This is a genomic window from Rapidithrix thailandica, from assembly GCF_039710355.1.
GTDB lineage: Bacteria > Bacteroidota > Bacteroidia > Cytophagales > Flammeovirgaceae > Rapidithrix > Rapidithrix thailandica.
This window is the reverse complement of the sequence record NZ_JBDKWZ010000008.1, coordinates 68,261-93,156: the sequence shown is the minus strand read 5'-3', so window position 1 is coordinate 93,156 and position 24,896 is coordinate 68,261. Positions and strand designations below refer to the sequence as shown.

Here is a 24,896-nt window from a genome sequence, read left to right as displayed (position 1 = left end):
CGCTTTTGATAACTATTTGTTAAATCTTGTAGTTTTTTTACACCCCAGCCATCTCAGAGGCCTTGGGTGTAAATTTATAGTAGTTAAGCATGACAATCAACAAAAACTGTATCCCGAAAATCAACGTGCCGAAAAACAAATGTACCGGCTGAAAAAATGCGGGAATACTGAAATAGGCCAGGATAATGCCACTGAGGATTTCCAAGCCCAAAATACTCATCAACCCCACACTCCAGCGATATATCATACCTGATCCATTGGATTTTTTGTATATAAAATAGGTCAACAAGACATTACTGATCACTACCAAAAAAGAGAATGAACGATGTACATAAAAAACCATCCCTAACCGTTCAATCCAGGTCTCCCTTTGTGTATAACCTAATGAAGAAGCTACGATGTCCACCGCTTCCCGCACTTGCGTCCCCAATATGATTTGGGCCAATGAAAGTGCCAGGCACAACCATAATAGTCGGTTGATTCCTTTGGTGTCCACCAGTTTTTCAATCTGCACCACTTTTGCATAGGAACGCGCTACTACATAGATTAACAGGCTGACAATGACCAAAGCCAAAGCCATATGTAAGGTAATCATTACCGGGTGTAGATTGGTGGAGACGACCACCGATCCCAACCAGCCTTGAAAACCTACCAATAGGAAACTCAACAGGGATAAATAAAAAATGGGAGGGTCTTTTTTGAAATACGCAAACGAAAGCAACAGGGTAATAAAGATAAAAATCCCAATAATCACCCCAACCAAACGGTTGAAATATTCCGTCCAGGTCTTGGCTGCATTAAACACTTCGATTTGCTTGCCTTGAATGGCGTATATTTCCTGATAATTTTCAGGCAACTGACTTTCATCCGTAGGGGGCACCCATTGCCCAAAGCATTTGGGCCAATCCGGGCAACCCAGGCCGGAGCCTGTACTACGCACAATACCTCCTACCATGATCAATACATACACTGCAATGACCGTGATCATGCCAAAGCGCCTGAAATTCCGATGTTGTTTTTTATCCTCTTGCAAGGTTCTCCGGTTTTTGCCACAAAAATAGGGCATAAGAGCGACAACGCCATCAGTTAGGATGCTTTTTCAAAAGGATTGAAGAAGGAAGGGGAAACACGCGGCAATAGCGCAATGAATTTCATAAATATTTTTCCAAGGCTTACCACCTGTTCCTGTTTGCGATACGTTATTTCCTGGAAAAAGCCCTACCCAAATCAAAAAAACCGAATGACTCCTTGTATGCTTTAAACAAAGAAGCAAAATAACGATCAAAATACTCGGCCATGGCATACATCATCTTGGCCTTAATATTGACATTATCTTCAAAAATCTCTTGAATATTCGTAGTGGGAATCACATACAACTCACAGCCTTCCGATACACAGATGGCATTGTATATCCTATAAGCCGAATCCATCAAAGCATTGTCTCCGAAAGAATCCCCTTCCCGCAATTTTACCAGGTTTTCGAATTTGTCCTCCACATCGATGTTCAGTGACACGGCTCCCTTTTTGATCAAATAAAAAGCTTGGCTTGGGTCGCCCCGGAAAAATACCGCTTCATTTTTCTGGTATTTTCGCAAATACATAAAAGGTAAAAATTCAGCTTTTTCATGATCTTCAAGCGGTGCAAAAAAATGATTTTTAGACAGGAACTCAAACGTAGCTCTTTCTTGACTTGAATAGGTTTTTCTGAACGGATTGAACATGTTTTTTTGTTAGTTTTGGTCGGTAAAGGCTAAAATAAGGATTTTAACTTAGAAGCAACTTTTGTTTTATACGATATACTCCCACTCGGTGGATAAAACAATCCGGAAGTTCATGTGTTACCCAAGCCATTCCATTTTAATTGCTTCCCGGGTCGCTTTGGTGATTTTGCACTGCTCACTGATACGCAAACCCACTACCCAGACAATTTTCCCCTGTGCGTCTTCTACCAAAACAATCTTTTCTTTTTCATGCAAAGGAATTTTCAAATCGATAAAAAAGTCGCTTAACTTCTTTCGTTGCTTCATCCCTAAGGGACAAAAGGTGTCTCCATACCGCCAATGGCGAAGGGTCAAGGGAAAGGACAGTGTATCTTTGTCCAATAAGGCAATCGCAGGATTGGGATCTATCCGGAACTTGCCCTCTTGTATGCCGATCTGCATTTGGCCATATGGAGTTTGCCAGTTCCCTTCCGGTTTGTGAATTGGCAAATGGAAAGCAGATGGCTCGTTGTTTTTAGGAGAAACAATTAACTCTTCCCGGTCTTGAAGAAGTTGATATTGCCCGGAATAAAACCACCGCCCGGATGTCCCTTGCAAATTTTCAGTCAATTGCTTTACCTGATCATAATGAAATTGATACTCCTTTAAAATATAGTAAAGGACTGTTTTGTATTCCGGTTGGGTTTTCAGCTTTCGCAAATCAATATGTAATAGGCCTCCTTTTTGCTGGCAAACTTGCGCTCTCACTCTTTCAAGTTGGGCGAAAAAAAAGCCCTCGATGCCAGCCAGTTTTTCAGCGGTTCGCAAAAAACCACTTTCCAAGTTGGGATTGATCTTTTTCAAAGCCGGCACCACATGATGCCGTAAAAAGTTTCGCTGAAAGATATCTTCCTGGTTGGAGGCATCTTCCCGCCAGGTAAGTTTTTTCTTTCGGGCATAGTATTCAATTTCTTCCCGGGAAGCAAACATTAATGGCCGGACAATTTTTCCCGCTTTGGGCAAGATCCCCCGCAAGCCGGAAATCCCGGTTCCTTTGGTCAAATTTAACAAGACCGTTTCCAAAGAATCATTCAGATGATGGGCCGTAGCAATCCGGTCAAATGAATGCTGTTGACAAAGCGCTTCAAAAAAACGATAGCGCAGATCTCTGGCGGCCATTTCAATAGAAAGTGCATGTTGCCGGGCATACGTTTTTGTATCGAAAGTCTGACGGTACAAAGGTTGTTGTAACGTTTTGCTAAACTCCGTCACCCACTGTTCGTCTTCACCGGAAGCCGCTCCCCGCAATTGAAAATTGCAATGGGCCAAGGCAAATTCATACCCCGCTTCCTGTAAAAGGCTGGCCAACACCACAGAATCCACCCCTCCGCTAATCGCTAACAAGATCCGGTCTTGTTGGGAAAATAATTTCTGAGTCGCAATATAATTTACAAAACGTTCCAGCATAGAATCCTTTTTTATTTATCGCCAGACAAACACTTTTTTTTTCAAAAAGAAGATTGATTTACAATCAGTTATAACAAATTACTTCCGGTTACTCTTCTCTCCGTTTAGACTTTCAGTAGTTTGTGTGCCCTTAACTGTACTCGGTTTCTTCTGATTTAAGTATAATAGAATAACTTTGCATGACAGTGAGCAAAATAATACTTACTACATTCTTAAAACAAAATTTTTCAGCATACGAAGAAGTTTGTGTGTCTACAAAAGTATAGCATCTCTTTTCAGAAATGGCTAGTCATGCCGAAATGAAGGCAAACGGGTGGGAAATACTTTGGAAAACACAATCCTGAACAGGGCTTAATCAACAAAAAGGATGAAATACATCATTGCATTAATTTTAGGAATATTTTTCATACAAACAACCCAGGCACAGATCACAAAGGTTGAAATTGTAAAGGCAGCAAAGCTCAACCTGAATGTGATGGTGGATGGCATTTCGCACAAAGAACTCACCAGCGATTCCACCAAGCGGGCAACCCTGAAACGGGACAGTACCATGATGTACAGTGACCGTGCCCTGCTGGAAGATGTCACCAACAACTTAAAGGCTTACGGCAATATCCTCATTGTAAATCCCAATGGCGTAACACTTACCGGAGACACCTTGATTTACACCAGTGCTACGGGAATTGCAGAAGTGCGGGGGGAGGAAGTGGTCTTAAAAGACAGCAGCACTACTTTGATTACAGACAGGCTATATTATGATATGGCGACCGGGGATGCCCGCTACCAAACGGGTGGAATAGTGACCCGGAACACGACCGAACTCACCAGTGAAAAAGGCTATTACTACCGGTTTCAGCAAATTGTGACCTTCAAAGGGGAGGTAGAATTAAATGATTCTGTAAAAGTACAACATCTGGAAACGGACACTTTGGTGTACAATACCATCAACGAAGTGGCCTATTTTCCTAAAAAAACCCTGATCAGTACCCAAGACGGAGATGTTATTACAGAAGCGGGAGAGTTCGATACCAAAACCTCTACCACTACCTCCAGAGGAGAAACCCATATCGAATCGGAGGAATACATTCTGGATGCGGGCAATGTAAGAGACAACAAAAACCAAGGAGTTGGCTTTGCCAAAAAAGATGTTCGCTTGTACAGTATCAAAGAAAACTCCTATATCTATGCGGACGAAATAGAATACTCCAAAAGTGCCGGAAACTCCAAAGCATACGGAAGAGCATTGATGGAAAGACCCGGTGATAATGATACCTTGTACCTGGCCGCCGACACGTTAATCTCCGTCAGTGATACCGTCAACAATGTAAAGACCCTTTATGCCTATCACAATGTCATGATCTATTCCAAACAGATGCTGGGAGTATGCGATAGCCTGGTGTATATGTATTCGGATTCCATGCTATACCTCTACCATGACCCCGTGCTTTGGTCGGATCAAAGTCAAATTGTGGCCGATACCATTTCCGCCTCCATTCGCAACAACTCCATTGAGAAAATGTATATGGACCAGGATGCCTTTCTGATTCAAAAAGACAGTATATTAAATTATTTTAATCAGATCAAAGGCCGGAATATGGTGGCCAATTTTGACAGTTCCTATCTCAAAAAAGTAGATGTGGATGGCAACGGACAATGCTTGTATTTTGTCGCTTCGGAGAAAGATTCGGTATTTATGGGAATGAACAAGATTGACTGTAGCAGTATGGTCATGGTTTTTGCCGATTCCAACAAGTTGTCAAAAATGCACTTTTTATACAAACCGGATGCGCAATTTATCCCGCCACATGAACTGGAAGAGCCGGCTACCCGTTTACCCGGATTCCAAAACCGCTTTGAAGAACAACCCACTTTTCCGGTGATTCTTAGTCGCAAACGCAGACAAGACCAACTAATCCCACTGGAAAAGAAAACCGCTCATAAGGCTACACCGGAACCCCCGGAAGAGAAAAAAGAAATGCTGCTGGAAAAAGGTACGCCCAAACAAGAAGACCTGGAAATAGCGGATAAATTAGAGGAGGAATGACGGTGATTTTTAGTAAAATTACCACGCTATAACAAATTTACTCTCTACATCAACAGTCCACTTGATCTATCACAAATAAACGAAAATTTCATGACTAACGAAGAATTTCGAAATTTCGGACATAACATGGTTGACTGGATGGCCGATTATTTCCAACAAATAGAAAGCCTTCCGGTAAAAGCTCAAGTAGAGCCTGGTGAAATCTATCAACAGTTACCGGAGCTTCCTCCGGAAGAAGCGGAGAGTTTTTCCCAAATCTTCCGGGACTTCCAAACTAAAATCCTAAAAGGAATTACGCATTGGCAACATCCAAATTTCTTTGCTTACTTTCCGGCAAATAACAGTTACCCGTCCATTCTGGGAGAAATGTTGACCGCTACCTTAGGCGCTCAATGCATGATTTGGGAAACGTCACCTGCTGCAGCCGAATTGGAGCAAAAGGTAATGGAATGGATGAAACAAATGATGGGATTACCAGCCGAATTTACCGGAGTTATCCAGGATACGGCTTCCACCGCTACCTTATGCGCCCTGCTAACGGCCCGTGAAAGTGCTACTGATTTTCAAAGCAATAAATCGGGACTGGACTCCAAAACCAAATTCACCGTTTACTGCAGCACACAAACACACTCTTCCATAGACAAAGCCATCAAAATTGCCGGGATCGGTAGCGATCAACTTCGTAAAATCCCGGTAGACAGGGACTTTGCCATGCGGCCGGATGCTTTGGAAAAAGAAATCCAAACCGATATTGCACTGGGCTTTCACCCGCTATGTGTAGTCGCTTCTATCGGAACTACCAGCTCCACCGCCATCGATCCGGTCAAAAAAATAGGTGAAATATGCCAAAAGCATCGCTTATGGCTACATGTGGATGGTGCTTATGCCGGCACAGCCATGTTGCTACCGGAAAAACGATGGATCATTGAGGGACTGGAACTTGCCGACAGTTATGTATTCAACCCTCATAAATGGATGTTTACGAACTTTGATTGCTCTGCCTATTATGTCAAAGATGAGTCGAAATTGATCCGAACCTTTGAAATCTTGCCGGAATATCTGAAAACCCAAGTAGACAAACAGGTCAACAATTACCGCGACTGGGGCATTCAACTAGGCAGGCGTTTCCGGGCATTGAAACTATGGTTTGTCATCCGTTCATTTGGGGTGAAGGGACTACAAAAGAAAATCCGTCACCACATTGAACTGTCGCATTATTTCCTGGAAGCCATTCAAAAGCATCCGGAAGTGGAGCTCTTGGCCCCTACCCCATTAAACCTGGTATGTTTCCGTTTAAAACCTTCTCAACTATCCAGCGAAGAAGCGCTCACCCGGCTAAATGCTACCTTAATGCAAAAAATGAATGCTTCGGGAAAAGTATATCTCACACATACCAAACTCAATGGCATATACACACTTCGCGTAGCCATCGGGCAAACACATGTGCAAAAGGAAAACGTTGATCAGTTATTAAACCTACTTTGGAAAACCTATGAAGAAATAAAATCTTCATTGAAATTAGGTTAACTGTAAACCATGGTTGCAATGGTGAAAGAATGAGGAAAACGGAGGGGAATATATGTGTAAGAGAAGTTTTAAAATACAATAAGGGAGCGAATTCACATTGCTCCCTTATTGTATTTTAATTCCTTTGTTTTAGATCAATACTACCAATAAACTACGCGGCCCATGGGCCCCAATCACCAGCGATTGTTCAATGTCGGCCGTTTTGGAAGGTCCGGCTATAAAGACTCCATAGCCTTCCAAACAAACCTCCTCACGGCTATAGGCTTGGTGCATATTCCAAACAAGTTTCTCTTTTTCGAGGACAATGGCCAGATGCTCCGTAATAAAGGGGGATACCCTGTGCGAAAGAGAGTTTTCCGATACCCAGATGGCACCGTTTTCCGCTACGCCTACTTCCCCTTTTACAAGCATCAAATCCAATTGGTGTAATGCATGAGGATCGTCTATGGCATCCAGAGTCAAACCGCCCATCTCTAATTCCGGAATAGAGGATCCCACATTTTTCTTATCCGGATAACAGCCCAGTATTTGTTGCTTTGCCTCGGCATATCCCGAAACACTTACTACTTTCCCTCCTACACCTTCCAACACTTCCGAAAAAGCTTGCACTAAGTTTTCCGAAGCATATTCTTCAAAAAACTTGACAGAAGGTAAAGGCATACCTTCCGGTTTATTCTTTTTGACTCTGGCTAATATTTGTTCTCTACTTCCCATTTTTCGGATAGTTTTCAAGGTACCATTCTCTAAAGGATTGTTTGGGTGCTTCCGGTAAGTCCCTAGCCTTTCCCCAGGTGTTTAAGGGATTATAGATCAAAGGTTTTAATGGCAAACGCAACACCTTTCTTCCCACTTTGCCCAACATACGATACAAACCGGGGTTGGCAAATACTCTTCCGGCTACTTTCATTGCCAATTGCTTGGAAAGGGGCACTTCTTTCTTTTTGGCAATCACTTGCCTCCATTTATACAACTGATCGTGAATATCAATCTTCACCGGACACACATTACTACACGAGCCGCATAAAGTAGAAGCAAACGGCAAGGTATGGTTTGCTTTCAAATTACGGGCCGGGGCTATGATGGAGCCGATGGGTCCGGGTACGGTATACCCATAACTATGCCCTCCGCTTCTCCGGTAAATCGGGCAAGTATTCATACAAGCACCACAACGAATACAATGTAGGGCTCTTCTAAAGTCTTCTTGTCCCAAGTGCTCCGAACGGCCGTTGTCCACAATTACAATATGCATTTCAGTTCCGGCACGGGGCTTATGGAAATGAGAAGAATAGGTAGTAATGGGCTGCCCGGTAGCACTACGCGCCAACAGCCGAAGAAATACGCCTAAATGTTCCGCTTTGGGAATAATTTTTTCCATTCCCATACAAGCGATATGCACAGGAGCCAGGTGCACTCCCATGTCAGCATTGCCTTCGTTGGTACAGACCACTACCCCCCCGGTTTCGGCAATGGCAAAATTCACCCCGGTGATGGCCGCATCAGCAGCCAGGAATTTTTCGCGTAAATGCTGACGGGCGGCTTCCGTCAAGTATTGCGGATCTTTTGCTCCGGGTTCTGTCCCTATTGTCTTGGCAAACAACTCCCCTATTTCTTCTTTCTTTTTATGAATGGCCGGCATTACAATATGACTGGGAGGTTCATTAGCCAATTGCACGATTCGCTCTCCCAGATCCGTATCGATGACCTCTATGCCTTGCTGTTCCAAATGGGGGTTCAGATGGCATTCCTCCGTCAACATCGACTTGCTTTTTACCAGACGCTTTACGCGATGTTTGGCAAGTATGCTGTGCACAATCCGGTTATGTTCCTCTGCATCTTTTGCCCAGTGTACCGTCACGCCATTTGCTTGAGCGTTTCTTTCAAATTCTTCCAGGTATTCATCCAAATGAGACAGCACATTGGCTTTAATGGCCGAAGCCATATTGCGAAGCTCTTCCCATTCCGGAAGGGACTTGCTGGACTTATCGCGTTTGGTACGGACAAACCACAAAGATTGATCATGCCAAGTGGTACGTTGTTCGTCTTTTACAAATTTTTTGGCTGCTTCCGGATGGTTCATACGCTTTCTCCATTTAAAATTTCCGCAATATGTTTTACTTTCAAAGGAAGCTGCTTTCGCTTAATCAAGCCTTCCAGGTGCATCAGGCAAGAAGCATCCCCTCCGGTCAGCACTTCCGCTCCCTGCTCCAGGTGATCTTGAATCCGGTCTTTGCCCATTCTTACCGAAACAGCCTCTTCGCTCACGGCAAAGGTTCCGCCAAAGCCGCAACATTCGTCCGGCCGGTTCAACTCCACCAGTTCCAGGCCATCTACCATTTGAAGTAATTGCTTAGGCTTGGAAAAGCCCGGAGCGTTTAATTCGGAAGATTGACTTAAACAAAGCCCTCGCTGACCATGACAACTGGAGTGGTAACCCACTTTGAAAGGGAAGCGGGCTTTCAGGTGGTCTACCTTGAGCACATCTACCAAAAACTCACATAGCTCAAAGGTGTTTTCCCGAACCTTTGTCACAGCCTCAGATCCAGGCAATAGATTATAATGTTCTTTGACATGTAACACACAGCTTCCGGAAGGGGCCACGATGTAATCAAACTCCTGAAAATTCCGGATGAACAACTGTGCAGCATCCAAACTAGCCTCCTCAAAACCGGAATTGGCCATGGGCTGGCCACAACAGGTTTGCTCCAAAGGGTATCCAACCTCCAAATCAAACTTTTCCAGAAGTTTTAAAGTAGCAATGGCTATGTTAGGATAGAATTGATCAATATAGCAGGGGATAAAAAGACCCACTTTCCTTTTCATACTCAATAGTGTTTGTAGAAATTGAATACAGGGCCAAAACCTAATCCGGCCCCTATGAGAGAAACAAACATAACGTGTTTATTGGCTCTCAAAAACCTACTCCCTCCCCACTTTTTCAACTGTGTGAAGTTAATAATTTTTTCTCCTGTGGCGATTGAAAACGTTTGTATTTCACGATATGCAGCCCAAACAAAGAACTCCCTTCCGGCTTATTTTCTGTTTTCAACTCAAATTCATCATTTCTTTACTAGCTTTGCACATCGGTACTTTTTTCGAGGGATTTGAGAGCAATTAAATCTCCCGTAAACCACAAAACAAAAGGATTTATACATTCTGGTAAAGGCTATACGTATGTTCAGACTGGCGAAATATGCAATGATCTTAACCCTCTTGACGGTGTTGGGAATAAATCTGTTATGTTATATTTACTTTCCTCAAACCCTCAAGCTCGACTTGACCTCGGCTGGGTTTAAAGAATATCTGATTGACCGGGGAAGTTTCTTTTACTCATCCATTTTCATTGCACTATTGATGAACATCGGATTGAGTGTCATTGGCATATCGCTACCTTACCTTCCTAAATCCTTGCTTATTTTACCCAATAAAACTAAATGGCATAGCAATTCAGAGATGAAAAAGGAATTGTATGAAAGAGCCAAGGGCTGGATCTATGCGCTCAATAGTATCATTAACCTCTTTATGATTTATTGTGTAGCCATTGTCTTTAGCTTTAACTCCGACTTTGAGATGACTCATTATGGCTATATAGTTTTATTTGCTCTTTTAATGGTTACTTGGGTTGCCTTTTATTTCTATTCGTTCCTGTCAATTCCTAAAAAATTATTGGCAGAGTAAACCAGAGCGACAACTCTTTCAAAGCAAAAAGTCTAGGAGTATACTTCCTGCACAAGGGTAATGTTCAATACTTTACCGGTGTATACCTATGCCCTTAAACAAGGGCAGCGAATAATACCCGAAGCCTTCAAATTTCCACTTTCCTTTTGCACTTGATCCTTATCAGAAACCTCTGTATGTTTTGTACTGTTTGTAAAGTAATGAGGTTCTTTTGTACTATACAAAGAGAGCTTTTTGCTCTTGCCCGAAAAGCGCTAAGAGAAACTACTTCAATTGTATGTATATCCTCACACCCATTTTTAAGAGCTTTCATTACGAGCTTTAAATTACTGGTTTACAACAGAAAACCATTTAAACTTATCAAAACCCCGTAAGGTTTATACCAATATTAGCAGATATCTAAATTCGAATACTTTTATAAAAAACAAAAAAACAGCTAAATATTACATGAAAATTAAAGCAGAGAAAAGAAAGTGAAACGTATTTTCATATCATTTGCCTTTCTTTGTAGTTAAAGATAGTGAAGTTTGTTTGTTAGTTTAGTTTATTAAAGTATTAAGGGCTCTACAAATTGTGGAGCCTTTATTTATTTCTTACCCCCGGTTTCCTCTGTAAAATCCCCCCTAAAACCCTTCTTATACTCCCTCTTGAAATACTGTCCTTTACCTCCTACCGGATTAGAGATATTTTGTTTAATTTGGCTTACCTATTTCTAATGAACAATCATCCAAAAACGGATAAACGGTTCTAATAAAAAATCATTTATTTCAATGGACTACAGGGTAAAATTTGACTTTGAAATTTATTTCACAAACGGAGGAAGTATTAAAGGGGAAGACTTCCGGCTCGACATCTCAAGTGAGAATATTTCGGATGCAGAGTTGATCGACTATATCGTAGAAGACATGCGCTTGTTGATGGTAGGCAAAACAAAAATTTTAAACAAAGAAATCATTCGTGAAAAACACAAACGTCAACCTATTGACAGCCCTGCCCATGCTAAAACCTACATCGATTTGAGTCATACGATTGAAAACGGGCTGGTCACCTACAAAGGGCTGCCTGCACCTATTATCTGTGATTATTTGAGTCGAGAAGACTCTAAAAGTCATTACGAAGAGGGTACCGAATTTCAAGTTGGTAAAATAGAAATGGTTTCCAATACCGGAACCTATATAGACTGTCCGTTTCATAGATATGAAACAGGGAAAGACCTCTCTGAAGTCGGTTTAGAGAAATTTGCAGACATCGAGGGAACCGTGATCCGGGTACCTTTTGAAAATAGTCTGGCCATCACTGAAGAACATCTGAAAGGCTTTGAAATCAGAAACCGGGCGGTATTAATCCACACCGGCTGGGCCCAGCATTGGAACACTGAAACGTATTATGAAAACCATCCTTATCTCACCCAGTCGGCAGCCGAATACCTTTTGGAGTGCCGGGTGAGTTTAGTAGGTATCGATTCTCACAATATTGATGATACCTCAAGCAAAAGCCGGCCGGTACACAGTCTACTTTTAGGCAATGAGATATTGATTGTGGAACACCTCTGCAATTTAAACCTATTGCCTGATGAAGGTTTTACATTCAGTGCTATCCCACCAAAATTTAAGGGTGTGGGTACGTTTCCTGTAAGAGCAATGGCAAAAATTAAATAAACAAGCCTGTGAATACATTCTTGTACATCCTAGATATCCAGAAAAAAATGCATACAGAATGGTATACATGCAACTTGTAAAATAACACTTGGGGGAAGGGTTTTATGCATTTGCCCTTTACAGTGACGAGCTGGGAAATGATTGTATGCTCTTCCTCTACCATGGCAAATTTCTATTTGGAAAGGCTAACGGGTCTCTTTCAAAGATGCATATAAAGCAATGGCGATGAAAATATTTTTAAAAGATCAAACAAGCTGCCTTTCACAACACCTTGAATATTTTAAGTCCATTCCTGTCATGCCCTATCAGTTACCCCAGCTGAAGGAAAGAATTTCCAGTATTGCCTTGTCAAAAAAGAGGGACCGTTTGAATTTATCTATTCTGTTTGACTATAAGATTTTTCCGGCAAATATTATGACCTCTTTGACTCAATGGGATGCAGAAAACAGAAGTATACAAGTTGGAGATACCATTGTCCAACAGGTCTATTTTCCTCCTCACCCGCTACTCTCTCAAAAAATCATTTTAGCCGTCCGGGTCAATCAGCTCATTGACCAACCGGGTAGAAAAGGCTTTGCTTATGAAACACTTTCCGGCCATGCGGAAAGAGGGATTTCCACCTTTACCATAGAAGAAACAGAAAATAAACTGCTTTTTAAAATCCACATATTTTCCACCCCTGGCCACTGGCTAACCCAATTTACCGACACAATTTTCACCAGCCCTTATCAATCCTACTGTACATATAAAGCGCTACGGAATGTTAAAAAACAATGGGAAAAGTAAATCCGTAAAATCGTAACCTTCTAGCGATCATACTCCTCATTTTACCAAGCAAACCAGTAATTTTTTCTTAACTTTAGCCTACCATATTATACCCTTTATAAGGGAATAAGTCACCAAAAACCTAACTACTATGCCCAGAAAAGTAATTCTTTATATTGCTATGAGCCTTGATGGCTATATTGCCAAAGAAGATGATAATATTGATTTTTTATCCATAGTAAGTACTCAAGGGGAAGATTTTGGATATGCCGAATTTCAACAAAATATTGATACTTTGATCTGGGGGCGCAAAACCTACGATAAAGTTCTTTCATTTGGTATTGACTTTCCTCATAAAGACAAAAAGTGCTACGTTCTTTCCAATACAAAGCAAGGGAAAGACGAAAATGTAGAGTTTATCCAAAATGTAGAGCAACTCATCAAGCGGCTTCAACAAGAACCTGGTAAAGATATTTATTGCGATGGAGGCGGAGCCTTGGTATTTGAATTATTATCCCACGCTTTAATCGACCGGTTAATCATTTCGATCATCCCTCACTTGTTAGGAAACGGAATTCGTCTTTTTAGAGACGGAAGGCCCGAACAAAATTTAAAATTCAAAAAGAGCATTACTTTTCCCTCCGGGCTGGTACAGCTTTGGTATGACAAAGATTAACTGTTTTTCAGGGAGTTTCCGGCTAAAGCCATGTGATTAATAGGGGCTGATTAGTACGGAGAGGCGGAAAGGATTTGTAAAAAATGCTTTCCGCCTTTTGTATGTATAATCGTCTTCTTTCGAATTTATCCAGTCATTATGCAATCACTCCTGACCCCAACAGCTCATCTCCTTCGTACCAAGCCGCAAACTGCCCGGCTGCTACCCCTCTTTGAGGTTGATCAAAAATCACATACAGGCCGTTTTCTTCCTGGTAAATCGTACCGGGTTCCAGAGCTTGCCGGTAACGTATTCTCAACTGAACGGGCCGGTGTTCTCCTATTGCCAGAGACAAGTCTTTGCGTACCCAATGGACATCCTCCTTCTTGATAAAAAGACCATTGCGATATAACCCCGGGTGTTGATCGCCCTGTCCGGTATAAATTACATTTTCCTGAGTGTCTGTAGCGATGACAAACAGAGGTTCTTTTTTCCCACCTACATTCAAGCCTTTGCGTTGACCGATGGTAAAATAATGTGCTCCGGGATGTTCTCCTACTACATCTCCTTCCGTAGCGGCAAACTCATAAGGAGCGGTAATCGTATCTAACTCCTCTAAGGAATATTCTTCCTTTTTGGAAGGTAGAGACCGCTCAAACATTGTGGCTTCTTTAGGCAACTCTACTATCTTTCCTTTTTTAGGTTGTAGTTGCTGTTGCAAAAAGTCCGGCAACTTTACTTTACCGATAAAGCAAAGCCCTTGAGAATCTTTCTTGCCGGCATTTTCCAAGCCTATTTTCTCTGCAATTTCCCGTACTTGAGGCTTTGTCAGCTCTCCTATGGGAAAAAGTGCTTTGGCCAACTGCTCTTGATTCAGTTGGCAAAGAAAATAGCTCTGGTCTTTGTTATTATCCACACCCGCCAACAAGCGATATACCGATTGAGCACCTTCTTGGATCGTAGCTTTCCGGCAGTAATGCCCAGTGGCAACAAAATCTGCTTTTAGTTTTAATGCCGCTTTCAAAAACAGGTCGAATTTCACTTCCCGGTTACACAATACATCCGGGTTGGGCGTGCGGCCTTGTTGGTATTCTTCAAACATATAATCCACAATCCGCTCTTTGTACTCCTTACTCAAATCGATGGTTTGAAATGGAATTCCCAGCTGTTCTGCAACAATCAAAGCATCGTTGCTATCCTCCAACCAAGGACATTCGTTTTTGATAGTCACTGACTCATCGTGCCAGTTTTTCATAAACAAACCAATCACTTCATACCCTTGCTCTTTGAGCAAATAGGCCGCTACACTGGAATCCACCCCTCCAGACATCCCGACGACTACTCTTTTCATCTTATTCTTATGCTTCTTAGTTCGATCATTTAAATAGCTTTTTCAGGCATCACTATTTTGCAAGCAAAACCTGTAAATCCCCCTGCAAAAATAGCTGAAATATATCCCATTGCCTAATCTCCACTCTCCCAAAAAGAAAAGCCCCCAGCCAAAAAAGCTAGAGGGCCCCACCTGTTACATAATTGGTAAATATTAATTTTCTCTGACAAAATCGCCTTTGCTAAACCCCTTCCCGGAGACTACGGTACACTGAGAGGCTTTTCCCTCTCCAATATTAGGATTAACCACCTTTACCTCGCCAATTTTGCTATCCACACTTCCTAATGACAAGCCTGTATCCGGATCGACCAAATCGTCTCCTTTTTTATAAATCACAAATACATCCCCGGCTTTCACACCGTCATTTGCTCCTGCATTAATGTAAATGGCACCGGCTTTTTCCATAATGACTTTAGCTTCCCAAGCAATATCAGGGGCTCTCTTATCAATAACCTTCACAATGTCTTCTACGGCTTCCCGGGCCGCTTTTCCCACTAAGGATTCGTCAAAACTTTTTTCGTCTTTGAAGGAAAGCTTGGCGGAATTAAATTTTATCCCTTTCGAAGATTTTTGCCTTCGTATGTTTTCGGCAGTCAGGATTTCACCGGTAGAGGTATTGACCATCCGTACATCAATCCCAACGGTAGCAGCTTGGTTTTTGATACCCAAACCAATCCCTTTGATACGCCCGCCTTTGGTATCATCTTTATAACCGAACTCTGATACGGATCCTACTACGGCCAGTTCCACACCTAGTAGCTTTCCGATTTTAGCAGCACTTTCCGGGGTTACTGCTCCCGACAGTCCAAGCTTTTGCTCAGTCATGATACTTTCCAACTCTTGCCGTTCAATCACCCGGTAATTTCCCGATTTCACCAGTTCGGTAGTCAGCATATCACTCATACCCCGTCCTACTCCTTTATTATTCCACCAGCGATAACTTTTATCGGTTTTGTCATCAAACACAAATACCGCTATTCTTTTCTTAATTTGTTTTTCTTGGGCAAAAAGGGAAGAAATACCGGTGAGTAACAAAAACGCAGCAATAAATGTAGTAGTAATTGAGTGTGTTTTCATTTTTAAAGCTTGTTATTTAGTAGTTATGATGAATTTAATAAAACCGGGGATTTACCTTTTATGACCCATCCCCGAAAATGTCACCGTAAAACGGCTTATTATTTTTCTAAAATGGTAAGAATATTCTTGCTAATTTTTTCGCCAATTGCCTGAAGGGCTTTGATTCCGGCTTGCCGGAAATTATTTCCGCCTCCTTTCACATTGGAAAAAGCCTCCTTATATAATTCATCTCCTGAGTTCAGGTCAGTAACGGTTACATTGGCATCGGCAAATGAAAAATAGATACCTGAATACGAAGAACCGGAGCGCGCATTCGCTTGAATATCAATCGCCAAATCGGCTTGGGAAATATCATTGGTAAATACAAATGACCTGTTGGCCAAAGCTTCTTTTAACCGGGGTTCGATATGTAAAATCCCAACGGGTTTGTTCAAATTGGATTCCATGGCTTTTACATATACGGATAGGTTGGCAACCTGTAAAATAAATTTTGCTTTCGGCAAATGTGCCCGTTTTTCCTCCACCCATTGCTTGAAGTTCTCACTGACCCCTTCCAAATCCAGATATTGCTCGAGGTCAAATTCCGCAAAGACGATTTGTACTTTTTTCCCTGACATGATTTTATCCAGGTATGCATCCACTTTTCCCTGTTTGTCAGAGGCAAACGTCTTATGGGCTTGTTCCTCATTCGCAAAAGAAAATTTTACCGGGATACTTTCAAGCCTCTGCTCCAATCCTTGAGCATTCATCAGTTGAACCTCCAAAGCGCTTACAGGCACTTGAGCCACTTTTGCCTGCACCGTTGGGTTCAACGCCTTTAGTTGGAGTAACTCCAACGTTTGTAAACGCTTTACCCTTTCCGGCAAATAGGCCACCCCTTGACTTTGAAACCAGGTTTTAGGTAAAAAGGTCTCCACACTGGCAATGGCTACTTCTTCTTTCGCATCGATTACTTGTGTAATGAGTTTGATACTCTGTCCGTCTTCCCAAAAAGACCCGGATACTTTCAAGTTTGGAGAATTAGTTTCATGGTTACGGCCAACTTTATAATTACCTACTTTGACCATATTGGCTGATAATACCTCTTTAAACCGTTGGGAAAATTCACTGGTCAAGCCGGTATTCTGATAAAGCGGTAATTCCAAGTTCATTACCAAACCTTCTTCTTCCAATTGCAATTTCAGCCCGTAAGACACAAAGTAAGCCGCTTCATCCATGGTCAAATCACTTTGTTGCAAAGCGGTAATTCCCTCTTTCCGGAGCGTTTTCAATCGATTCACCTCATCAATATGCAACTCAGTAACTACACCCAATGCCAAAAGTATGGATTGCGCCTCTTCAATTTCTTTTAAAATGGGAGTACATTCAAAAAAGGAAGTGAGGGCATTGCGCTTATCTCCGGAGGCTTTGAAACGGTTACCTTCACTGACTTTATTTTGCAATTCCTGAAGTTGTTTGTCCAAGTGCTCCCGGTAAAACTTCATTAAGTCCGCCTTCCGGGCATACACCAAAGCATATCCCTCTTTTCTTTTCTTATTATAATATTGTTCGGTTTTTAAGCCTACGATTTTTGCCCGGGCCAATGATACATTGGTTTGCTTAAAGTATTCATCCACTTTACTGTTATGACTGGCAATTTGCATTTGCGAAACACTTTTAATGTTTACCTGGATTGCCTCTATCAATTGTTTTTTTGCCAAGCCAGTCATACGTTCGTAGTCTTCCTGACCTACATTATATAAATCGGATTCCGAATAAAACCCTATTAAGTAGTTTGACTCGGGGAACATGGACTGCCGCTTGTAATAATCAACCCATTTAGGCTGTTGGGCTTGTACCACACCGGAAGTCAATACACAAAGTAAAAAACTGAGACAATAGATATTTTTCATAAGACTAGTATTCAATCAACAAAGATATCCTAGTAAATCAACAGTATTAGGAATTGAATTTTCTGTTCATTACTAAATATAAAGCACCTATCATAAGATAAACTTTTTAAAGGTACGGTGAAAATTCATCCGGGTTGGGGAATCATTATGGAAATAGTCATTTCTAAAAATTAAATTTTCTTAATAAGCCAAAACCCAAAAAAAACAGATACAACTCCAAGTATCAGACTTGCCAAGACATATGCCACGAAAAGCCCGTAAGCCTTTTGTTGCAATAAGGTGTTATTTTCGAGTGCAAAGGTAGAAAAGGTAGTAAATCCCCCGCAAAAGCCCGTAGCCAACATCAAACCCCACTCTGCTTCAAGGCTTTCGTATTTTTCCAAGGATGCCAGAATCAAACCGATAAAAAAACAGCCCAATACATTTACGGTAAATGTTCCTAATGGAAACCCCCATACGAATTGTTCATTGATCAACTTACTCACCAAATAACGAAACATACTTCCCAGCCCCCCACCTAAAAAAATTACAAATAGCTTTGTCATGAATAGGATCTAATTGATTTTAACACAGCAAACACTGTATTCCATTGCTAAAATTACCTAACTTTACAAAGGTAAGTATTGAACAGGACTATGAATATAGAAGTCGTTTGTATCAATGATAAAAACCGTCCGAATGAAGTCCCCTTGTCTCGTTGGATCAAAGAGGGCAAGACTTATCATATTGTGGAAATCACCAAATTAAATGCCCAAAAAGGAATTTACGGTTGTAAGTTAGAAGAGATCAATAACGATGATCTTTTTCCCTATCAATACTTCCGCTTGGACCGCTTTGCAGTGACAATGAATGAAGAGCTATTTGAAAAAATCCTCGAAGAAATAGATATTAGTGAAGCCGAAGAAATTTTACAACCCAACCCGCAACCGCCTTCCAAACATTCTTAAGCCCCAAGCTTTTCATTAAAAAATCATATAAGTGGCACATCCAACCCAAAACATACCCAATAAATAGTATGTAATGTTGCCAAAGAAAAAATCAACACAACATACTATTTATCAAATACTTAGCAAGAAAACTGACTTTCTTCAAAAGAATCATCTGTATTCTCTTACCTTTTCGAACGATCTACGAATAATACAAAAGCAATTTAAACGTAATATATAATAGTTAAACTACCGAATAGTAAAATATTGAGGGTTTACACATGAATAAGCTTACACGTTTTCCCTCAAACTCCTAAAATCAAACAATTAACTAATTAACTGTTAAGTAAACATGCTCCTGAAAAATTGTAATAAGAGAATACTCTCAGGCATAGGTGTATGCCTGGTATGCCTGCTATTTGCCTCACAACATGCTTTTGCACAAACTTGTACCATCAGCGGAAGCGGTACCATATATTGGGACAACTCACTGAGTTGTGACGAAGGCGGTGTGGTTTCAAGTTCTTCCACTGTGATCGTTCCCAGTGATGTGATTTTAGTTTTTGACGACAACAACGATACTTGGACTGGCGACAAAATCGTAGTAGAAGGTTTTTTGGAAATCAGTGCCAATATTACACTGAAAGGTGATGTTGTAATTAAAAACGGAGGAGAATTAAGTGTAGACGGCCATTTGGATATTGGCAAGCAAAGTGGTTGTGGTTATGTATTAGTAATAGAAGAGGGAGGTCGCTTAACTGCTCCCGGAGGGAATACCGGGGATAAGATAAAAATTTGCGGAAATAATATTCTCAATGGAGGAACTCACCCATGTAATGACTACTGTATAGGAGATGGAATAGAAGGTCCAACAGGTTACACCGAGAATGGACAAGATGAAACCTTGCCGATCGATTTACTCTCTTTTACAGCCCATTATACAGGACAAGTCATCCTTTTTGAATGGGCAACCGCTTCGGAAGAAAACAACGATTATTTTACTATAGAATATTCTATGAATGGCGCCTCTTTCCATTCCTTAGCAGAGGTACCTGGAGTAGGAAATAGCACTACCGTTCAAAACTACACATACCAGACACCCCCCATTGCCCGGGTACTCCTTTATTTCAGACTGAAACAAACCGACTTTGATGGCAAGTTTACCTATTCGAAAGTAATCTCTTTAGAAATGCGTCAAAATACAGGTTCGGAATTAATGATCTACCCCAACCCGACACGCACCGGGGTTTTCACCTTGGAAGTTCCCAACCATGATGCTACCGGAGAGCTTTCTATCAGAAATGTACTTGGACATTCCATACTCCAACCCAACTTGCCAAGCCGTACATATATCAAGAAAACCATTGACCTCTCAACATTTGGAAGTGGCATTTACTTTATCACCTTTAAAAGTGCCTCGAGAGTCGTCACTAAGAAACTCATATTTGAGTAAGTTTACTTAATTAGGATGTATGAAAAAGCTGGATCTGGTTAGAACCAGCTTTTTTTTATTTGGCCTTCTTCTGCTCATTTACTTCGCTTGACAGCACAGCCTTTCATATCCTCGCAAGCCCAACACAGACATTATGACACTAAAAAAACTCCATATTTTAGACTAACTAAGACATATTGTCCGATCACTAAGAGGCTATTTCCATAAAATTCCAATTTTTTCGTCTTGGTATGTGAATTGAAGAATCCCTCTTCGAAAACCGAATTAAAAACTAAAATTTATTAAAAAGCTATGATGACATTAGTGAAAAGAACACCCAGCCATTCCTTTCCATCTTTTTCAAATGTATTGGAAGGTTTTATCAATGATATAGACTTCAAATTCGGTCAGGATCATCAAGCGACCACCCCTTCGGTCAACATCACTGAAAATCAGGAGGGATACACATTGGAACTGGCCGCTCCTGGCTTAAACAAAGAAGATTTCCATATCAACCTGGAACAAAACTTACTAAGCATTTCGGTAGAGAAAAACATTGAAACAAAAGGCGAGGACACAAAATACAAGCGAAAAGAATTCAATTTTAACCGCTTCAAAAGATCTTTCTCTTTACCAGAGCATATTGATGGCAATAAAATCGAAGCCAAGTACGAACAGGGAATCTTAAGACTTAGCATTCCTAAGCCTGAAGAAGTAAAACCCAAATCTATCCGAATCGACTAATCGCACCTACTTAGTAAGCGATTGATTATAAGCTATTCACCCAAGCGTAAAGGAGCGGATCTCTCATGCTCCTTTACGCTTTTTTTTTAACTTTGCCTCTTACCTTGACCAACACTTTTTCCAAACACACTACCACCGGGAGCATTAGCACCTTCTTTAAGGTACATTTGAAAAACCAATGCTCAGATTGCATAATCAACCAAAATCCAAATTACAACTGATGAGACAAAGATTATTACGAGAAGGCGCAAAGGAACTTTCCTATGAAATCAGAGGAATTGTAAAAAAAGCAGAACAACTTGAGAAGCTTGGCAAAAGGATTTATTGGGAAAACATTGGAGACCCCATCCAAAAACACAATAGTATGCCTGCCTGGATGAAGGAAATTATTGCGGACTTACTCAATGACAATAATACCTTTGGTTATTGTCATTCAAAAGGAGTTCCTGAAACCCGGGATTTCTTAGCCAGCCTCAACAACCAATTAGGTGGGGTCCAAATTACCCGGGAAGATATCACTTTTTTTAACGGCTTGGGTGATGCCATCTCAAAACTCTATGAATACATAGAACCTACTTCCCGGATTATCGGCCCTTCTCCGGCATATTCCACGCATTCCTCCGCAGAAGCCGCTCATGCCAACACCCACCCTATCACATACAAGTTGGATCCCGAAAACAATTGGTACCCGGACTTGGATGATCTTTATCTCAAAATCAAGTACAATGAAAACATTGTAGGTATCCTGGTCATCAACCCGGACAATCCTACCGGAATGGTGTATCCGCTTGAAATTCTTCAACAAATTGTGGAAATCGCCCGGGAATTTGACCTCTTCCTGGCCTTTGATGAAATCTATATGAACATCACTTACAATGGAGCCAAGGCATACCCGTTGGCAACTTTGGTTGGCGACTTGCCAGGCATTTCCTTGAAAGGCATTTCCAAAGAATTTCCCTGGCCCGGTGCACGCTGCGGCTGGCTGGAATACTATAACCGGAACAAAGACCCGGAGTTTGACAAATTATGCTCAACCTTGGACAATGCAAAAATGATTGAAGTTTGCTCTACGAAGCTGCCTCAACTGTCCATTCCCAAAATCATGTCTGACCCTAGGTTTCCCATTTATAGAAAAGCATTAAACGAAATCATCGGAAGACGCAGCAAACTGATTGCGGAAATTTTAGGTGCTGTTCCCGAATTGACATTTAATGAAACATACGGAGCATTTTACAATACCATCATTTTCAAAAAGGGAGTATTACAACCTCATCAAAAACTCAGTACGGACAATCCGGAAATTCAAGCACTTCTGGACAGTTGGTTGGCAGATGAAAATATGGCTTTGGATAAACGCTTTGTTTATTCACTCTTAGCTACCGAAGGAGTTTGCGTGGTACCCGTATCGTCCTTTTGTTCCGATTTACAAGGCTTCCGGGTGACAATTCTGGAAGAAGAGGAAGACCTACTCATCGAAACATTCACCAAAATCAGGGATGCGGTAGTGGAATTCATTCGTTCTTAAATGAAGACACCGGTTAGTGATTAGCCCTCTCTTGCCACACGCAAGCTAATCACTAACCGGAATTTGACAACACTTCGACAACCTTCCTTCCCTTTGATCAATCACTTTATAAACCCGGAGTACAGCTCAATTCATTTTTGACAGAAGACTATGGATCGCTTCAATATTTTACAGTTACCCTAAATAATCATGCATGTCAGATTATTTCAAGATTCAAACACTTTAACAGAGCATTTCGAAAGCCCCGGCAATATAAATCATTAAAAAACAAACAGCTAAACTTTATATAATCATATACCAGCCGGTTAAAGATACTGTGCCAAAAATTTGATTTTGTAAGAAAAAATACCCAAACTTGAGCTTAAGAATAGTTATTAGACATACACTACTCCCGGCACAACACAATAAGTTTCGTTGTATCCTTACAAGTGATAACCTTTACAGCATCTGCTAGTTGAGATACTAGTTAAAGCTGATTTAACAATTAACCTTTAATCATAATCCTAATAACTGTGAACTTAGTAAAAGAATTAACACACCAGAAAGTTGACTTCAGCTACCTGAACGAAATTACCGGAGGCAATAACCGTTTGATGTTAAGTTTGCTAAATGCCATTATCAAAGGGTTAAGAGAATATCCCCTTAGAATGGAAGAAGCCTTCAAAGAAGGAGAAACCCGCAGAATTTGCGAAGCAGCTCACAAATTCAAATCCACCATTGCTCCCTTGGAGTACGATACCTTTAGTGAAGTACTGAGTGATTTGGAGCTCGCCATCAAAAACAAACTTCCGGACAGCGAAATCAAATTATTGATCAAACAATCCGGATTTTTTACCAAAAACACGTTGGTAGATGTACTCGAAAAAGCTGAAGAATTGAACCGGCCGATTTAAAACAACCTTGTAACCAGCAAAAAGGCCTGCTTTGTACAAAGCAGGCCTTTTTGCTATATTAAAGATTCTTAATTCCGGAAAATATCTTGTAACTCAAGCCCTGTCAATCGCTTAATCCGGTTGATCAAAAACCAAAGTATCAACAGCATAATGAGCGTTGAAGGCAAAGCAATCACAGGAAAACTGTAGGCTGTCATTTTACCCAGTTCCTCATTGAACGCTACAGTCCCCGGATCGCTCACCAAGATGATACGAGCCAGTACATAGTTCAATACTGCAGATAAAAAGAAGGAACCGGCCAACAAATAAGAGGCAAGCACCAACTTCTTTTCAAATGCCACAGAATTGCCCCGCTCTTCCAAATTGGTACTGATTTTCGCAACGTCTAAAATTTTATCGTTGTAAATCAACTTGCGCACCAAAGGAAAGGGCGTTTTTAATGAGATAATGATTGCCAAGCCAATGATCAAGGGGATCGCAGCTTCTTTAATGGCAATCAGATGGGCATCTAACTCCATCAAGCCCACCACTCCGGTAAACAACACACTCACAAACCCAAGAATAGAGATAAAATTAACCTTTTTGGATTTCACAAAATCCACAATTCCATAAACCAGAGGGAAAGCCAAGGCAATCACCAGCCCTCGAGTAGGGCCCAAATATTCCTCCCCGCTGAACTTCATCAATACCACCGATGGAATGACAATATTCACAATCAAATTCATCAATGGATTTTCACTCCGGGCTTCCGCTTTATCTACAGTTTTACTCTCCTCATTCATAACATCTAGTGTAATTCATTTTGTTGAACCCTAACTCAATAATCTTGCTAAAGATAAACCGTAGGATTGGTTTTAAACACTTAAAAACAGGACTCCTCTCAAAACGGAGCAGTCCCGTTAAGGTGTCAACTACCCATTAATAGCTTGTAAAGCCTTCTCATAATCAGGCTCCTGTACAATTTCAGGCACTTGTTCGGTATACGACACCTTTCCATCCTGACCCACTACGACAATAGCACGAGACATCAATCCGGCAAGCGGTCCATTTGTCATTTTCACGCCATAGCCTGCGGAAAAACTGTCATCTTTATATTCGGAAAGGGTCACTACATTGGAAAGCCCTTCAGCCTCACAAAACCTTTTATGCGCAAAGGGCAAGTCCTTGGAAATACACAATACAACCGTTTCAGGTAAACCGGCCGCTTTTTCATTGAATGCCCGCACCGAAGCTGCACAGATTCCCGTATCAATGCTTGGGAAGATATTCAATACCAGTTTTTTCCCTTCAAAATCGCTTAAAGATACCTCTGATAAATCGCTTTTGGTCAAAGAGAAGTCAGGAGCCTGCTCCCCTACTTGCGGTAAATTGTCTTTTGTCTGAATTTCGTTGCCTTTAAACGTGATGGTTGCCATATTCAAAAAGTTAAATCGTTGAAAAATAGGTTATTGATTTAAGAGCATTTGTCATGTTTACACACGATTGATAAACATACGCAAATTTGTCTTGCATAGCTAAATTATAGG

23 protein-coding genes are annotated in these 24,896 nt (G+C 41.2%); 11 read left to right on the top strand and 12 right to left on the bottom strand.

From position 1 onward, the window contains the following. Nucleotides 1-37: 37 nt before the first annotated feature. The 3 genes from AAG747_RS15180 to tilS form a co-directional block, all read right to left on the bottom strand. Nucleotides 38-1,033 carry a COX15/CtaA family protein gene (locus AAG747_RS15180; RefSeq protein WP_346822041.1) on the bottom strand — a complete coding sequence of 332 codons (996 nt, stop codon included), beginning with the start codon at nt 1,031-1,033 and terminating at the stop codon, nt 38-40. A 166-nt stretch (nt 1,034-1,199) separates the two neighbouring features. Beyond that, complete coding sequence (locus AAG747_RS15175; protein ID WP_346822040.1) at nt 1,200-1,721, bottom strand: Crp/Fnr family transcriptional regulator; 522 nt, start codon at nt 1,719-1,721, stop codon at nt 1,200-1,202. 117 nt (nt 1,722-1,838) lie between these two features. After that, a complete protein-coding gene (gene tilS / locus AAG747_RS15170) occupies nt 1,839-3,167 on the bottom strand; it encodes a tRNA lysidine(34) synthetase TilS (RefSeq protein WP_346822039.1) in 1,329 nt (442 codons plus the stop codon). A 367-nt stretch (nt 3,168-3,534) separates the two neighbouring features. On the opposite strand from tilS, the gene AAG747_RS15165 reads away from it, so the two are divergent. Next, a complete protein-coding gene (locus tag AAG747_RS15165; protein ID WP_346822038.1) occupies nt 3,535-5,211 on the top strand; it encodes an OstA-like protein in 1,677 nt (558 codons plus the stop codon). Between the two features lie 90 nt (nt 5,212-5,301). After that, nucleotides 5,302-6,738 carry a pyridoxal phosphate-dependent decarboxylase family protein gene (locus AAG747_RS15160; RefSeq protein ID WP_346822037.1) on the top strand — a complete coding sequence of 479 codons (1,437 nt, stop codon included), beginning with the start codon at nt 5,302-5,304 and terminating at the stop codon, nt 6,736-6,738. Between the two features lie 129 nt (nt 6,739-6,867). On the opposite strand, the gene AAG747_RS15155 is transcribed toward AAG747_RS15160, so the two are convergent. From AAG747_RS15155 to AAG747_RS15145, 3 genes are read right to left on the bottom strand one after another with little or no spacing between them, the layout of a single operon-like run. Continuing rightward, the gene (locus AAG747_RS15155; protein WP_346822036.1) at nt 6,868-7,452 is read right to left on the bottom strand and encodes a LutC/YkgG family protein; all 585 of its coding nucleotides are present in this window, start codon (nt 7,450-7,452) and stop codon (nt 6,868-6,870) included. Continuing rightward, complete coding sequence (locus tag AAG747_RS15150; protein ID WP_346822035.1) at nt 7,442-8,815, bottom strand: LutB/LldF family L-lactate oxidation iron-sulfur protein; 1,374 nt, start codon at nt 8,813-8,815, stop codon at nt 7,442-7,444. The genes AAG747_RS15155 and AAG747_RS15150 overlap by 11 nt, the downstream gene beginning before the upstream one ends. Next, nucleotides 8,812-9,558, bottom strand: a complete 747-nt coding sequence (locus tag AAG747_RS15145; protein WP_346822034.1) for a (Fe-S)-binding protein — start codon at nt 9,556-9,558, stop codon at nt 8,812-8,814. Before AAG747_RS15145 ends, AAG747_RS15150 begins: the two co-directional genes overlap by 4 nt. 351 nt (nt 9,559-9,909) lie before the next feature. Between AAG747_RS15145 and AAG747_RS15140 the strand changes: the two genes are divergently transcribed. The 4 genes from AAG747_RS15140 (at nt 9,910) to AAG747_RS15125 (ending at nt 13,512) form a co-directional block, all read left to right on the top strand. Further along, complete coding sequence (locus AAG747_RS15140) at nt 9,910-10,413, top strand: hypothetical protein (protein WP_346822033.1); 504 nt, start codon at nt 9,910-9,912, stop codon at nt 10,411-10,413. A gap of 770 nt (nt 10,414-11,183) precedes the next feature. After that, nucleotides 11,184-12,071, top strand: a complete 888-nt coding sequence (locus AAG747_RS15135) for a cyclase family protein (RefSeq protein ID WP_346822032.1) — start codon at nt 11,184-11,186, stop codon at nt 12,069-12,071. A gap of 225 nt (nt 12,072-12,296) precedes the next feature. Beyond that, nucleotides 12,297-12,857: a DUF1990 family protein gene (locus tag AAG747_RS15130; protein ID WP_346822031.1), complete on the top strand. Its 561-nt coding sequence runs from the start codon at nt 12,297-12,299 to the stop codon at nt 12,855-12,857. Between the two features lie 130 nt (nt 12,858-12,987). Next, nucleotides 12,988-13,512, top strand: a complete 525-nt coding sequence (locus AAG747_RS15125; RefSeq protein ID WP_346822030.1) for a dihydrofolate reductase family protein — start codon at nt 12,988-12,990, stop codon at nt 13,510-13,512. Between the two features lie 136 nt (nt 13,513-13,648). Here the strand turns inward: AAG747_RS15125 and mnmA are convergent, their stop codons facing one another. From mnmA to crcB, 4 genes are all read right to left on the bottom strand, one after another. Continuing rightward, nucleotides 13,649-14,842: a tRNA 2-thiouridine(34) synthase MnmA gene (gene mnmA / locus AAG747_RS15120; RefSeq protein ID WP_430300637.1), complete on the bottom strand. Its 1,194-nt coding sequence runs from the start codon at nt 14,840-14,842 to the stop codon at nt 13,649-13,651. A gap of 192 nt (nt 14,843-15,034) precedes the next feature. Then, on the bottom strand, nt 15,035-15,958 hold the full coding sequence (locus AAG747_RS15115) for a CsgG/HfaB family protein (RefSeq protein ID WP_346822029.1): 924 nt from the start codon (nt 15,956-15,958) through the stop codon (nt 15,035-15,037). A 98-nt stretch (nt 15,959-16,056) separates the two neighbouring features. Next, entirely contained in the window at nt 16,057-17,850 is a 1,794-nt protein-coding gene (locus AAG747_RS15110; RefSeq protein ID WP_346822028.1) for a hypothetical protein, read from the bottom strand. A 170-nt stretch (nt 17,851-18,020) separates the two neighbouring features. Beyond that, nucleotides 18,021-18,395, bottom strand: coding sequence for a fluoride efflux transporter CrcB (gene crcB, locus AAG747_RS15105; protein WP_346822027.1), 375 nt, complete (start codon nt 18,393-18,395; stop codon nt 18,021-18,023). A gap of 90 nt (nt 18,396-18,485) precedes the next feature. Between crcB and AAG747_RS15100 the strand changes: the two genes are divergently transcribed. The 5 genes from AAG747_RS15100 to AAG747_RS15080 all read left to right on the top strand — a co-directional run bounded on the left by AAG747_RS15100 (nt 18,486) and on the right by AAG747_RS15080 (nt 23,370). Next, nucleotides 18,486-18,797: a hypothetical protein gene (locus AAG747_RS15100; protein WP_346822026.1), complete on the top strand. Its 312-nt coding sequence runs from the start codon at nt 18,486-18,488 to the stop codon at nt 18,795-18,797. Between the two features lie 331 nt (nt 18,798-19,128). Then, complete coding sequence (locus AAG747_RS15095) at nt 19,129-20,229, top strand: T9SS type A sorting domain-containing protein (RefSeq protein ID WP_346822025.1); 1,101 nt, start codon at nt 19,129-19,131, stop codon at nt 20,227-20,229. Between the two features lie 291 nt (nt 20,230-20,520). Next, entirely contained in the window at nt 20,521-20,952 is a 432-nt protein-coding gene (locus AAG747_RS15090) for an Hsp20/alpha crystallin family protein (RefSeq protein WP_346822024.1), read from the top strand. A 220-nt stretch (nt 20,953-21,172) separates the two neighbouring features. After that, entirely contained in the window at nt 21,173-22,477 is a 1,305-nt protein-coding gene (locus AAG747_RS15085) for a pyridoxal phosphate-dependent aminotransferase (protein ID WP_346822023.1), read from the top strand. Nucleotides 22,478-22,989: 512 nt separating this feature from the next. Continuing rightward, nucleotides 22,990-23,370 (top strand): hypothetical protein, encoded by a 381-nt coding sequence (locus AAG747_RS15080; protein ID WP_346822022.1) that lies wholly within the window; start codon nt 22,990-22,992, stop codon nt 23,368-23,370. A gap of 68 nt (nt 23,371-23,438) precedes the next feature. Here AAG747_RS15080 and AAG747_RS15075 read toward each other — a convergent pair whose 3' ends face one another. Then, nucleotides 23,439-24,152, bottom strand: coding sequence for a VC0807 family protein (locus AAG747_RS15075; protein ID WP_346822021.1), 714 nt, complete (start codon nt 24,150-24,152; stop codon nt 23,439-23,441). 129 nt (nt 24,153-24,281) lie between these two features. Continuing rightward, nucleotides 24,282-24,785, bottom strand: coding sequence for a thiol peroxidase (tpx, locus tag AAG747_RS15070; RefSeq protein WP_346822020.1), 504 nt, complete (start codon nt 24,783-24,785; stop codon nt 24,282-24,284). Nucleotides 24,786-24,896 lie beyond the last annotated feature (111 nt).